Raw genomic sequence first — 12,373 nt, forward strand, 5'->3', positions numbered from 1 at the left:
CGTCTGGCGCCTAGCTCACCATGCCCATTCAGAACTCCCCGTACGATGCTTTTTCCAAACTGCTGAGCTCCAGCGGTCATCCTTGCTCGCCTGCCGAGTTGCACGGCGTGCTGCTGGGGCGCAGTTGCACCGGTGTCGGCTTTGATGCCGACAACTGGCTGGCCGACGTCGCCGAGCTGCTGGAAACCGAGCCCACCGAAAACGTGCGCAACGCGTTGATCGGTTTGCAAGAGATGGTCAAAGGCGAGCTGACCGGTGATGACGTCACCGTCGTGTTGCTGCTGCCGACCGATGACGCGCCGCTCACCGAGCGCGCCGCCGCGCTGGGCCAATGGTGCCAAGGCTTCCTCCATGGTTTCGGCGTGAACGCCGGCGGCCTGGACCTGAGCACCGACGCCCAGGAAGTGCTGCAAGACCTGGCCGCCATCTCCCAGGTGCAAGACGCCCTGGAAGAGTCCGAAGACGGCGAAAGCGACTACATGGAAGTCATGGAATACCTGCGCGTCGCGCCGCTGCTGCTGTTCACCGAGACCCGTAAATCGGCTGAGCCCGCTGCACCCAAGCCGTCGCTGCACTAAGAAAGGAAGCCCATCTGCCCATGATCCATATCCCCAAAGCGGAATACACCCGGCGCCGCAAGGCGCTCATGGCGCAGATGGAACCCAACAGCATCGCCATTCTGCCGGCGGCTGCGGTGGCCATCCGCAACCGTGACGTCGAGCACGTCTACCGCCAGGACAGCGACTTCCAGTACCTGAGCGGCTTCCCCGAACCGGAAGCGGTGATCGTGCTGATGCCCGGCCGCCAGCACGGCGAGTACGTGCTGTTCTGCCGCGAACGCAATGCCGAGCGCGAACTGTGGGACGGCCTGCGAGCGGGCACCGAAGGCGCGATCCGCGATTTTGGTGCCGATGACGCCTTCCCGATTACCGATATCGACGACATCCTGCCCGGCCTGATCGAAGGCCGCGACCGGGTGTATTCAGCCATGGGCAGCAATGCCGAATTCGACCGGCACCTGATGGAGTGGATCAACGTGATCCGCTCTAAAGCGCACCTCGGCGCCCAGCCGCCGAATGAATTTGTTGCCCTGGATCATCTGCTTCACGACATGCGCCTGTATAAATCGGCGGCAGAAGTGAAGGTGATGCGCGAGGCCGCGCGGATTTCCTGCGCGGCCCATGTGCGGGCCATGCAGGCCAGCCGCGCCGGGTTGTATGAGTTCAGCCTTGAGGCGGAGCTCGACTACGAGTTTCGCAAAGGCGGGGCGAAGATGCCGGCCTATGGCTCCATCGTCGCCTCGGGGCGCAACAGCTGCATCCTGCATTACCAGCAGAATGACGCGGTGCTCAAGGATGGCGATCTGGTGCTGATTGACGCCGGTTGCGAGATCGACTGCTACGCCAGCGACATAACCCGCACCTGGCCGGTGAGCGGCAAGTTCTCTGCTGAACAAAAGGCGATTTACGAAATCGTGCTGGCTTCCCAGGAAGCCGCCTTTGCCGAAATCGCCCCGAACAAGCATTGGAACCAGGCCCACGAGGCGACGGTGCAAGTGATCACTGCCGGGCTGGTGAAGCTGGGGTTGTTGCAGGGTGACGTCGACGAGCTGATCGCCAGCGAAGCCTATAAAGCCTTCTACATGCACCGCGCTGGCCACTGGCTGGGGATGGATGTGCACGATGTGGGCGAGTACAAGGTGGGCGGCGAGTGGCGGGTGCTGGAAGTCGGCATGGCGCTGACCGTGGAGCCGGGGATCTACATTTCCCCGGACAACCAGAACGTGGCGAAGAAATGGCGTGGCATTGGCGTACGCATCGAGGACGACGTGGTGGTGACCAAGCAAGGCTGTGAAATTCTGACCGGTGGCGTGCCCAAGTCCGTCGCCGAGATCGAAGCGCTGATGGCAGGTGCCCGATGAGCCGGGTCAATCTGGCGATTATCGGCGGCGGCCTGGTGGGCGCCAGCCTCGCGTTGGCGTTGCAGGCCGGAGCCAAGGCCCGTGGCTGGAAGATCGTGCTGATCGAGCCGTTTGCGCCCGGCGACAGTTACCAGCCGAGCTACGACGCACGTTCTTCGGCACTGTCTTTTGGCGCGCGGCAGATTTATCAACGGTTGGGCGTATGGCAGGAAATCTCCCGTCGCGCCGAGCCGATCAAGCAGATTCATGTGTCGGACCGTGGCCGCTTCTCTACTGCGCGCCTGTCGGCCATGGAAGAGGGCGTGCCGGCGCTTGGCTACGTAGTGGAAAACGCCTGGCTCGGCCAATGCCTGTGGCAAGGCCTGGACAAGGAAGTGGTCAGTTGGCGTTGCCCGGCGGAAGTCACCCGCATGGAGCCGCTTGCCGATGGCTACCGCCTGACCCTCAATGACGAAACCGTGCTGGAGTGCGACCTCGCGGTGCTGGCCGATGGCGGCCGCTCGGGCTTGCGCGAGCAACTGGGCATCGGCGTCAAAAAGCGGCCGTACAACCAGAGTGCGCTGATCGCCAACATCACCCCAAGCGAAGCCCACAACGGCGAGGCGTTCGAGCGTTTCACCGACGAAGGGCCGATGGCCTTGCTGCCGCTGCCGGACAACCGTTGCGCGCTGGTGTGGACCCGCATCGGCATGGACGCCAAGCGCCTGGCCGACCTGGACGAACGCAGCTTCCTGAGTGAATTGCAGGGCGTGTTCGGCTACCGCCGGCACTCTCAAGCAGGTCGGCGCGCGTCACTTGTACCCGTTGGCCCTCGTGGAGGCGGAAGAACAAGTGCGCTCCCATCTGGCGGTGCTCGGTAATGCCGCCCACAGCCTGCACCCGATTGCCGGTCAGGGCTTCAACCTGTCCCTGCGGGATGCCTACGCGTTGGCCGAGGCGCTGCTGGCCGGGCCGGCAATTCCGGGCGACCTGGCGACCTTGCAGGCGTACCGCGAGCGTCAGCGCATGGACCAGAAACTCACCGTCGGCTTTTCCGACCAGGTCACCCGCCTGTTTGGCAGTGCGCAACCATTGGTAGCCCTGGGCCGCAACATGGGGTTGTTGGGTCTGGACCTGCTGCCACCGGCCAAGCGCTGGTTCGCGCGTCAGGCCATGGGCCTGGGCACCCGTCCCGATGCGTGAGTGGCTGACCCAACGCCTGGGCAAGGCGCGGCTGTTGCGCTGGGTCATGACCCTGTACCCGCCTTACCTCGGGGCCGGAGTCCGGGTGTTGCACATCGGCAGCGATTTTCGCGAGGTCAAGGTGCGCATGGGCCTGGGCTGGTACAACCGCAATTACGTCGGCACACAGTTTGGCGGCAGCCTGTACTCGATGGTCGACCCGTTCTACATGCTGATGCTGATGGAGAATCTGGGGCGCGACTACATTGTCTGGGACAAGGCTGCGGCCATCGATTTCATCTCGCCGGGCAAAGGCCCGGTGTTTGCCGAATTTTCCATCGACCAAGGGTTGCTGGACGAGATTCGCCAGCACACCGCCGGCGGCGAGAAGTACTTGCCGCAGCTCAAGGTGCAGATTCATGACGGCTCCGGCACCCTGGTGGCGCGGGTCGACAAAACCCTTTACGTGCGGCGCAAGCTGCAATCGAGACAGGCTTAAAGCATGGACATGCGCGCAGATGTGCTGATTGTCGGGGCCGGAATGGTCGGAAGCGCCCTGGCGCTGGCGTTGCAGGGCAGTGGCCTGCAGGTGCTGCTGCTGGATGGCAGCCCGCTGAGCGTCAAACCGTTCGACCCTCATGCTGCGTTCGAGCCGCGGGTCAGCGCCTTGTCGGCCGCCAGCCAGCGCATCCTCGAGCGTCTTGGCGTGTGGGACGGCATTGTCGAGCGGCGTGCCAGCCCTTACGGCGAGATGCAGGTGTGGGACGGCAGCGGCACCGGGCAGATCCACTTTTCGGCAGCCAGTGTGCATGCCGAGGTGCTGGGGCATATCGTCGAAAACCGTGTGGTTCAGGATGCGTTGCTCGATCGGCTGCACGACTGCGACCTCGGCCTGCTGGCGAATGCGCGCCTGGAGCAGATGCGCCGCTCCGGCGATGACTGGCTGCTGACCCTGGCTGACGGCCGCACCTTGCGCGCGCCGCTGGTGGTCGCGGCTGACGGCGCCAACTCGGCCGTGCGCCGCCTGACCGGCACCGCCACCCGTGAGTGGGATTATTTGCACAACGCCATCGTCACCAGTGTGCGCAGCAGTCAGCCGCATCAGCGCACGGCCTGGCAGCGTTTTACCGACAACGGCCCGCTGGCGTTTTTGCCGCTGGTGCGGGATGGGCAGGAAGACTGGTGTTCGATCGTCTGGTCCACCACCCCGAGTGAGTCCGAGCGTTTGATGGCGTTGGACGATGAACGCTTCTGCCGCGAGCTGGAGAGCGCCTTCGAAGGGCGCCTGGGCACCGTGGTAAGCGCCGATCCACGGGTGTGCGTGCCGTTGCGTCAGCGCCATGCCAAACGTTACGTGGCAGAAGGCCTGGCATTGATTGGCGACGCGGCCCACGTCATTCATCCGCTGGCGGGGCAGGGCGTAAACCTGGGCTTCCTCGATGCGGCGGTGCTGGCCGAGGTGCTGCTGGCGGCCAACGAGCGCGGTGAGCGCCTGGCGGATGCGAAGGTGCTCAGCCGTTACGAGCGCCGGCGCATGCCGCACAACCTGGCGTTGATGGCGGCGATGGAAGGCTTTGAGCGGTTGTTCCAGGCCGATCAACTGCCGCTGCGCTGGCTGCGTAATGCCGGGCTGAAGGTGGTTGAGCAGATGCCGGAGGCCAAAGCGTTGTTTGTGCGTCAGGCCTTGGGCTTGTCCGGGGATTTGCCGGAGCTGGCCAAGGCCTGAGAGGGTTGCGCAACATTTGGTAACGGCTGCGTCGAGCGTTACCAAATGTGAGTCCTTATCATTTGCCCTCTTTTCGCAAATGAGAGACCGCACCCATGTTGGCACCCAAGCGCCTCCTGACTGCCCTGGCACTCACACTGATCGGCAGCACTACCGTGCAGGCGGCCGACGAAGTCGTGGTCTACTCCTCGCGCATCGACGAACTGATCAAACCGGTGTTCGACGCCTACACCAAAAAGACCGGCGTGCAGGTGAAGTTCATTACCGACAAGGAAGCGCCGCTGATGCAGCGCATCAAGGCCGAAGGTGAAAACGCCACCGCCGACCTGCTGCTCACCGTCGATGCCGGCAACCTCTGGCAGGCCGAGCAGATGGGCATCCTGCAACCGTTCACCTCTGCGGTGATCGACAAGAACATCCCCCTTCAATACCGCTCTTCGGCCCATGCCTGGACCGGTTTGAGCCTGCGTGCGCGGACCATCGCCTATTCCACCGATCGCGTGAAGCCAGGCGACCTGACCACCTACGAGGCGCTGGCCGACAAACAATGGGAAGGTCGCCTGTGCCTGCGCACTGCGAAGAAGGTCTACAACCAGTCGCTGACCGCCACCCTGATCGAAACCCACGGCGCGGCCAAGACCGAAGAAATCGTCAAGGGCTGGGTCAACAACCTGTCCACCGAGGTGTTCTCCGATGACATCGCCGTGCTCGAGGCGATCAATGCCGGGCAGTGCGACGTTGGTATCGTCAACACCTACTACTATGGCCGCCTGCACAAGCAGAAGCCGGACCTGGCGGTGAAGCTGTTCTGGCCGAACCAGGGCGACCGTGGGGTGCACGTCAACCTGTCGGGCATCGGCCTGACCAAGCACGCACCGCACCCGGAAGCAGCCAAGGCGCTGGTGGAGTGGATGACCACACCGGAAGCGCAGAAGATCTTTGCGGATGTGAACCAGGAATTCCCGGCCAATCCGGCCGTGCCGCCGTCGGCTGAAGTCGCGACCTGGGGTAAGTTTGTGGCCGATACATTGCCGGTGGAAGTGGCGGGCAAGCGCCAGGCTGAGGCTATTCGCTTAATGGATCGGGCTGGCTGGAACTAAGTGCACGTTTAAAAACACCGCAACACAGTGTGGGAGCTGGCTTGCCTGCGATAGCATCACCGCGGTGTGACTGACACACCGAGGTGCCTGCATCGCGGGCAAGCCCGGCTCCCACACTGTTTTGTGGCGAGTTAAAAATATTATCCCCAGAGATCTGTTCCTTGGCCCATCCCGCCCAACGCCGCTGGTACCTGCCGGTCTTCACCGTCGCCGCCCTGGTGCTGCTGCCGCTGAGCGTGCTGTTGCTGTCGTGGCAGACCATCGACCATCAAATCTGGTCCCACCTGTGGGAAACCCAGATGCCACGCCTGCTGGGTAACACCTTGACCCTGGTGCTGGGCGTCGGTGTGGGCGTCACGCTGCTGGGCGTCAGCCTGGCCTGGCTGACCAGCCTCTGCGAATTCCCCGGCCGGCGCTGGCTGGACTGGGCGTTGATGCTGCCTTTCGCGATTCCTGCCTATGTGCTCGCCTTCGTCTTCGTGGGCTTGCTGGACTTCTCCGGTCCGGTGCAAACCCTGCTGCGGGAATGGTTCGGCACGGGGTTGCGCCTGCCTCGCGTACGGTCCACCAGCGGCGTGATCATCGTGCTGGTGCTGGTGTTCTACCCCTACGTTTACCTGCTGGCGCGCACCGCGTTTCTCGCCCAGGGCAAAGGCCTGATGGAAGCGGCGCGGGTATTGGGGCAGTCACCGTGGCAAGCGTTCTGGCGTGTGGCCCTGCCCATGGCGCGCCCGGCCATCGGTGCGGGTGTGGCCCTGGCGCTGATGGAGACGTTGGCAGATTTTGGCGCCGTCTCGGTGTTCAACTTCGACACCTTCACCACTGCCATTTACAAGACCTGGTACGGCTTTTTCAGCCTCTCCAGTGCTGCGCAACTGGCCAGCCTGTTGCTGCTGGTGGTGATGCTGGTGTTGTACGGCGAGCGCCGCGCCCGGGGCGCCAGTCGGCCGAGCAATGAGCGACCTCGCGGCAAGGCGCTGTACCACCTGCGCGGGTTCAAGGCGGCGTTGGCCAGCGGTTGGTGCGGATTGGTGTTCGCCTGCGCGTTCGTGATTCCGATGCTGCAACTGGTGGCCTGGTTCTGGCAGCGGGGCCGCTTTGATCTGGACGAGCGCTACGCCGGCTTGATCGTCCATACCCTCTACCTCGGTGGCATGGCGGCCCTGATCACCGTCAGCGTGGCCCTGGTGCTGGCGTTCGCCCATCGTTTGGCGCCCACCCGGGCCATCCGCTCCGGCATCAGCCTGGCCAACGTGGGTTACGCGCTGCCGGGCTCGGTGCTGGCGGTGTCGATCATGTTGGCGTTCAGCTACCTGGATCGTGAACTGGTGATCCCGGTATCAGGCTGGCTGGGGGGCGCCGGCAAACCGCTGTTACTGGGCAGTTTGTCGGCCTTGCTGCTGGCGTATCTGGTGCGCTTCATTGCGGTGGCCTACGGGCCGCTGGAAAACAGCCTGGCGCGAATCCGTCCGTCCTTGCCGGAAGCCGCTCGTAGCCTGGGGGTCAGCGGGCCGCGACTGTTTTGCAAAGTGTATCTGCCGCTTTTGCTGCCGGGCACCCTGAGCGCGGCGTTGCTGGTGTTTGTCGATGTGCTCAAGGAAATGCCCGCCACCCTGCTGATGCGCCCGTTCGGCTGGGACACGCTGGCGGTCCGGATTTTCGAGATGACCAGCGAAGGGGAGTGGGCGCGGGCTTCGCTGCCGGCCTTGACGCTGGTGTTGGTGGGTCTGTTACCGGTCATCGGGTTGATCCGACGTTCGGCGAGACGAATCGGTTAGGTGCCAGTCCTACGGCATGAGGCTACAATGCGCGGCATTCGGTGCGGTCGATCTTTCAGATCGGGTTGCTGAGCGCGGCTACAGGCCTTGTATTTCAAGGCGTGCGGCCCGAAGGCGACCGTCCGCACCTTCGCCACGCCCGGAAGGAGAAACCCATGGGACAGCGCACGCCTCTGTATGACCTGCATCTCGCCCTTGGCGCGAAAATGGTCGATTTTGGCGGTTGGGATATGCCGTTGCACTACGGCTCGCAGGTTGAGGAACACCATCAGGTGCGACGCGACTGCGGGGTGTTTGATGTATCCCATATGACCGTGATCGATATCAAAGGCCCCCAGGCCAAGGAATGGCTCCAGCACCTGCTGGCCAATGATGTTGACCGCTTGCACGGCTGTGGCCGTGCGTTGTACAGCGCCATGCTCAACGAGCAGGGCGGCGTGGTGGACGACATGATCGTGTACCGCACCGAAACCGGTTACCGGCTGGTGGTCAACGCGGCCACCCGCGACCAGGACATGGCCTGGATGCAGGCCCGGCTCGGCAGCTTTCAGGCCCAGATCCACGAGCGGCCCGAGTTGGCCATGCTCGCCATTCAAGGACCCCACGCCCGGCAAAAGATCGCCGAGCTGGTCACCCAGTCACGTGCCACCTTGATTCACCAGCTCAAGCCCTTTGAAGGCCTGGCCGACGGCGACTGGTTTATTGCGCGCACCGGTTACACCGGCGAAGACGGTCTGGAAATTGTTCTTCCGGCCAACCAGGCCCCGGCGTTTTTCAACGATCTGGTGGGCGCAGGTATTTCGCCCATCGGCCTCGGCGCCCGCGACACGCTGCGCCTTGAGGCCGGCATGAACCTCTACGGTCAGGATATTCATCAGGACGTTTCGCCCCTGGCAGCCAACATGGCCTGGAGCATCGCCTGGGAACCGGCCGAGCGCGATTTCATCGGTCGCGCCGCCCTGGAGGCCGAAAAGGCTGCCGGTGTGAAGTCCAAGCTGGTCGGCCTGGTACTGGAGGAGCGCGGGGTTTTACGCGCTCATCAGGTGGTTCGTATCGCCAATGTTGGCGAAGGAGAGATCACCAGTGGTAGTTTCTCTCCTACGCTAAGCAAATCCATTGCCCTGGCGCGTGTGCCGTCGGCGACTGCTGACCGGGCCGAGGTGGAAATCCGCGGCAAGTGGTACCCGGTTCGGGTGGTCAAACCGACCTTCGTGCGTCATGGCAAAACACTGATTTAACGTTTCCGGCGGGCCAATGGCCGCTGACATTTTTTCTTGAGGACACAGACTATGAGCGATATCCCTGCCGACCTGCGTTTTGCCGAAAGTCACGAATGGGCCCGTCTGGAAGCTGACGGTACGGTGACCGTCGGGATCTCGGACCATGCCCAGGAAGCTTTGGGAGATGTGGTGTTCGTCGAGTTGACCGAAGTCGGCAACGTATTTGAGGCGACTCAGCAGGCGGGTGTAGTTGAATCGGTTAAGGCCGCTTCAGATATCTACTCGCCAATTGCTGGCGAAGTGATCGCGGTGAACGACGCCTTGAGCGGCGAGCCAGAGCTGTTGAACTCCGACCCTTACGGTGCCTGGATCTTCAAGCTCAAGCCAAGCAACTCGGCTGATCTGGAAAAGCTGCTGGACGCTGCCGGTTACAAGGCTGCCATCGGCGAGTGATCCCGCTGCGGGAGCCGGCAACCGGCTCCCGCAAAGGTTTTATCCGCGCTTCAATACCGCTTTGACCGCCGCTACCGAACGCTCTACATCCGCCTTCGTCATCGCCGTGAACATTGGCAACGACACAATCAAACGCCCCACTTTTTCCGCTACCGGGAACATGCCTTCCTTGAATCCCTGCGCCTTGTACAAGCTCAGCAGGTGGATCGGCGGGTAGTGATAGCCAATGCCGACGCCGTGGGCCTGCATCTGCTCCATGAACGTGGCGCGCGCCGGCAACCCGTCCTGGCGCTCCGGCAGTACCAGCTGGAACAGGTGCCAGTTGCTGTTTTCGAAGTCTGCCGGTGGCAATTGCGCGCCGTACTTTTCTTCGAAATCACTGCCGAAGCATTCGAAATAGTGCCGTGCCAGTTCCTGGCGATGGGCAGTGATCTTCTCGATGTGGGCAAATTGGCCCAGGCCGATGGCCGCTGCGATGTCGGTCATATTGAACTTGCCGCCGAGTACATCCACGTCCAGGCCGTCGAAGCCGGTGCGGGTCACGCCCTGCAGGCGATATTTTTCCGCCAGGCGCGCTTCTTCAGCGTTGTTCAATACCAGGCAGCCGCCTTCGGATGAGGTGATGTTTTTGTTCGCCTGGAAGCTGAACGACACGAAATCGCCGGTAGCACCAATGCGCTCGCCATCCCAGCTGGAGCCCAGGGCCTGGGCGGCGTCTTCGACGATGCGCAGGTTGTACTTGTTGGCCAGGGCGTAGAGCAATGGCATGTCCAGTGGCAGACCGGCCAGGTACACCGGGATGATCGCCTTGGTGCGCGGCGTGATCGCGGCTTCTACCTGGGCCAGGTCGATATTGCGGGTTACCGGGTCGATATCGGCGAACACCGGAGTGGCGCCGACTTCCAGAATCACGTTGGCCGTGGCGACCCACGAAATCGGGGTGGTGATGACTTCATCTCCAGGGCCGATACCGGCGATGCGCAAGGCGATCTCCATGGTGCAGGTGCCCGAGTTGAAGGTGCGCACCGGGCGCCCGCCAAAGTATTCCGACAACTGCGCTTCGAACGCCTGCACTTTCGGCCCGCTGGTGATCCAGCCGGAGCGCAGTACGTCGCCCACCGCCGAGATGGTGGCTTCATCAATGGTGGGCTTGGAGAACGGCAGAAAGGGCAGTTGGCTCATGACGTTGAAGGCATCCGTTTCAGAAGGGCGCTGAGAAAAAGCATATCAATGCCGCGCATGGTTGCACGGCTCGACTGAATATAGCCTGTCGCCTGTGAATGAATTGTCTCCTCTTAAACAAAAAATGCCGCCTGGTAAGCGGCATTCTCGGCGTCTACGTCAGAAAGAAACGCGCGCCTCAAGAAACACATTCTGATCCTTGAGCTTGCCTTTAAGCTGCTCGTCCCGGGCGTTTATCCGGTTGGCGAAGGTGTTGTAGCCGGTTTCGATCCGGCCCATGTCCACGTAACGCCAGCCGGTGCCCAGGGTCAGGGTTTCGCTGACCTTGGCATCCAGCCCCAGGCCGACGCTGTAGGCGAAGTTGTGTTGGCGATGGCTGGCAAAGCGACGTGTTTCGTTGGCCTGATAACCCTTGGCGTCGATTTGGGCCACCCCCACCCCCGCCATGCCGTAGAACGAGAGCCACTCGTTGATCGGGATGTTTTTATAACCGTTGAGCATCAGGCGCTGGCTGTCGGTCTGCAGGCTGTTGACGTTGGCATTGAACGGTGCCCAATGGGATTTGAAGTTCGAGTGGCTGGGCGTGGTGTATTCACCTTCAAGGCGCCAGCCATCAGCCAAGGCATAACCCACGGCAAATGAACCGGTGAATGTCTTGCTGCTGTCAGGCGCTTCTACCCGGTGGGTTACCCGTGGGCTGGTCAACAGGGAACTTGAGAGGTTCTGGCGGGCGCTGTTGAGCTTTGCCGACCCGTACCAGCCTTCTGCCTGGGCATAAGGGGTGACGATCGCGGCAAGCAGCAGGGCGCCGGTGAGTTTTTTCATAGTCATCGATTCACTTGAACTAATAGGGAATCGATAGCTTGTTGCCGGGGGGGCGGCCCGCTCGACAGGAGTTTTCCTGATCGAATTTTGAATCGTCAGCGTCGGGTGTAGGAAGAAGGGGCAAAAAAATGCCGCTCTCGAAGAGCGGCATTTTTTACGCGACGGTATTACTCGGAAGCAATGGCGTTTTTTGCCAGGATCGCGTTGGCCAGGTCCATGTCCGTGGCCTTGAGGCCAGGGTTATCGGCGCGGACCTTCTGCATCGCAGCTTCCAGGTAAGGGCCGCGGATGCTGCCGTCGCTGGCGACGAAGCTACCGGCGTCGTCCTGGGCGGCGACCACCATTTTGTGGTCCTTGAAGGTCAGGTACGTCGAGCCGGTCGTGGCACCCGATGAGATGACATTACGCCAGAAGCTGTCGGCCATGGCTGAACCGACAGGAAGGGAAAGCACAGCGAGGGTTGCGACAGCATATTTTAGACGCATGATGGGTGACTCCGACTGGGTTATCTGAACAGTTTGATTGTAGATAGCCCAGTCGAGTTCCATGGATGACTAAACAGTTTCAACCTGCAAAATAACGCCTTCCTGACCAGTGACACGTACGTGTGCCCCAACCGGCGCGTCAGGCCCGGAGGCCATCCAGACACCATCGCCCACCTTGATCTTGCCTCGGCCCTCGATAATGGCCTGATGCACCACAAAGGTGCGGCCGATCAGCTCAGAACCGCGCATGTTCAACCCCGGCTGGTCGCTGACCTTGGCGCTGCTGCGCTGGCGTCGCCACCAGTACACCGCCGTCAGGATCGACAACACCGCGAACAGCAGCAGTTGCCATTCGAGGCCCAGGCTCGGGATCAAGAACTTGATGACGCCCACGGCTGCCGCAGCGATGCCCATCCACAGCAGATAACCGCCGGCACCGAACACTTCAAGGATCAACAGCACCGTGCCCAGTGCCAGCCAGTCCCAAAACGACAGGTGCTGCAGGAATTCCCACATGGTGCG

General features: G+C 62.2%; 12 protein-coding genes and 1 pseudogene. 9 read left to right on the forward strand and 4 right to left on the reverse strand.

Annotation, left to right across the window (positions count from 1 at the left end):
• Window positions 1-20 precede the first annotated feature (20 nt).
• From ACUN0G_RS14475 to gcvH, 9 genes and pseudogenes are all read left to right on the forward strand, one after another.
• Complete coding sequence (locus tag ACUN0G_RS14475) at window positions 21-578, forward strand: YecA/YgfB family protein (protein ID WP_003213952.1); 558 nt, start codon at window positions 21-23, stop codon at window positions 576-578.
• 20 nt (window positions 579-598) lie between these two features.
• Entirely contained in the window at window positions 599-1,921 is a 1,323-nt protein-coding gene (pepP, locus tag ACUN0G_RS14480) for a Xaa-Pro aminopeptidase (protein ID WP_258342743.1), read from the forward strand.
• Window positions 1,918-3,103, forward strand: a pseudogene (ubiH, locus tag ACUN0G_RS14485) (2-octaprenyl-6-methoxyphenyl hydroxylase). The gene pepP and the pseudogene ubiH overlap by 4 nt, the downstream one beginning before the upstream one ends.
• Window positions 3,096-3,581 (forward strand): DUF4442 domain-containing protein, encoded by a 486-nt coding sequence (locus ACUN0G_RS14490; RefSeq protein WP_421523307.1) that lies wholly within the window; start codon window positions 3,096-3,098, stop codon window positions 3,579-3,581. The pseudogene ubiH and the gene ACUN0G_RS14490 overlap by 8 nt, the downstream one beginning before the upstream one ends.
• A gap of 9 nt (window positions 3,582-3,590) precedes the next feature.
• Window positions 3,591-4,808, forward strand: a complete 1,218-nt coding sequence (locus ACUN0G_RS14495) for a 2-octaprenyl-3-methyl-6-methoxy-1,4-benzoquinol hydroxylase (RefSeq protein ID WP_421551241.1) — start codon at window positions 3,591-3,593, stop codon at window positions 4,806-4,808.
• A 95-nt stretch (window positions 4,809-4,903) separates the two neighbouring features.
• Window positions 4,904-5,908, forward strand: coding sequence for an extracellular solute-binding protein (locus ACUN0G_RS14500; protein WP_445573708.1), 1,005 nt, complete (start codon window positions 4,904-4,906; stop codon window positions 5,906-5,908).
• 161 nt (window positions 5,909-6,069) lie between these two features.
• Entirely contained in the window at window positions 6,070-7,686 is a 1,617-nt protein-coding gene (locus ACUN0G_RS14505; protein WP_003213940.1) for an ABC transporter permease, read from the forward strand.
• A gap of 155 nt (window positions 7,687-7,841) precedes the next feature.
• Complete coding sequence (gene gcvT / locus ACUN0G_RS14510) at window positions 7,842-8,924, forward strand: glycine cleavage system aminomethyltransferase GcvT (RefSeq protein WP_258342740.1); 1,083 nt, start codon at window positions 7,842-7,844, stop codon at window positions 8,922-8,924.
• A gap of 51 nt (window positions 8,925-8,975) precedes the next feature.
• Complete coding sequence (gcvH, locus tag ACUN0G_RS14515; RefSeq protein WP_445573709.1) at window positions 8,976-9,359, forward strand: glycine cleavage system protein GcvH; 384 nt, start codon at window positions 8,976-8,978, stop codon at window positions 9,357-9,359.
• Between the two features lie 39 nt (window positions 9,360-9,398).
• On the opposite strand, the gene ACUN0G_RS14520 is transcribed toward gcvH, so the two are convergent.
• The 4 genes from ACUN0G_RS14520 to ACUN0G_RS14535 form a co-directional block, all read right to left on the reverse strand.
• Complete coding sequence (locus ACUN0G_RS14520; RefSeq protein ID WP_445573710.1) at window positions 9,399-10,541, reverse strand: DegT/DnrJ/EryC1/StrS family aminotransferase; 1,143 nt, start codon at window positions 10,539-10,541, stop codon at window positions 9,399-9,401.
• A 159-nt stretch (window positions 10,542-10,700) separates the two neighbouring features.
• Window positions 10,701-11,372: an outer membrane protein gene (locus ACUN0G_RS14525; RefSeq protein WP_445573711.1), complete on the reverse strand. Its 672-nt coding sequence runs from the start codon at window positions 11,370-11,372 to the stop codon at window positions 10,701-10,703.
• Between the two features lie 161 nt (window positions 11,373-11,533).
• Window positions 11,534-11,851, reverse strand: a complete 318-nt coding sequence (locus ACUN0G_RS14530) for a DUF2388 domain-containing protein (RefSeq protein WP_010167882.1) — start codon at window positions 11,849-11,851, stop codon at window positions 11,534-11,536.
• A 69-nt stretch (window positions 11,852-11,920) separates the two neighbouring features.
• Window positions 11,921-12,367, reverse strand: coding sequence for an NfeD family protein (locus ACUN0G_RS14535; protein ID WP_167664049.1), 447 nt, complete (start codon window positions 12,365-12,367; stop codon window positions 11,921-11,923).
• Window positions 12,368-12,373: the final 6 nt, after the last annotated feature.

It is taken from the genome of Pseudomonas sp. 32A, from assembly GCF_052682255.1.

What these genes read in the sequence shown, in the direction of transcription:
- ACUN0G_RS14475 (WP_003213952.1), top strand. Translation starts at nt 21, where the DNA reads ATGCCCATTCAGAACTCCCCGTACGATGCTTTTTCCAAACTGCTGAGC.
- pepP (WP_258342743.1), top strand. Translation starts at nt 599, where the DNA reads ATGATCCATATCCCCAAAGCGGAATACACCCGGCGCCGCAAGGCGCTC.
- ACUN0G_RS14490 (WP_421523307.1), top strand. Translation starts at nt 3,096, where the DNA reads ATGCGTGAGTGGCTGACCCAACGCCTGGGCAAGGCGCGGCTGTTGCGC.
- ACUN0G_RS14495 (WP_421551241.1), top strand. Translation starts at nt 3,591, where the DNA reads ATGCGCGCAGATGTGCTGATTGTCGGGGCCGGAATGGTCGGAAGCGCC.
- ACUN0G_RS14500 (WP_445573708.1), top strand. Translation starts at nt 4,904, where the DNA reads ATGTTGGCACCCAAGCGCCTCCTGACTGCCCTGGCACTCACACTGATC.
- gcvT (WP_258342740.1), top strand. Translation starts at nt 7,842, where the DNA reads ATGGGACAGCGCACGCCTCTGTATGACCTGCATCTCGCCCTTGGCGCG.
- gcvH (WP_445573709.1), top strand. Translation starts at nt 8,976, where the DNA reads ATGAGCGATATCCCTGCCGACCTGCGTTTTGCCGAAAGTCACGAATGG.
- ACUN0G_RS14520 (WP_445573710.1), bottom strand. Translation starts at nt 10,541, where the DNA reads ATGAGCCAACTGCCCTTTCTGCCGTTCTCCAAGCCCACCATTGATGAA.
- ACUN0G_RS14525 (WP_445573711.1), bottom strand. Translation starts at nt 11,372, where the DNA reads ATGACTATGAAAAAACTCACCGGCGCCCTGCTGCTTGCCGCGATCGTC.
- ACUN0G_RS14530 (WP_010167882.1), bottom strand. Translation starts at nt 11,851, where the DNA reads ATGCGTCTAAAATATGCTGTCGCAACCCTCGCTGTGCTTTCCCTTCCT.
- ACUN0G_RS14535 (WP_167664049.1), bottom strand. Translation starts at nt 12,367, where the DNA reads ATGTGGGAATTCCTGCAGCACCTGTCGTTTTGGGACTGGCTGGCACTG.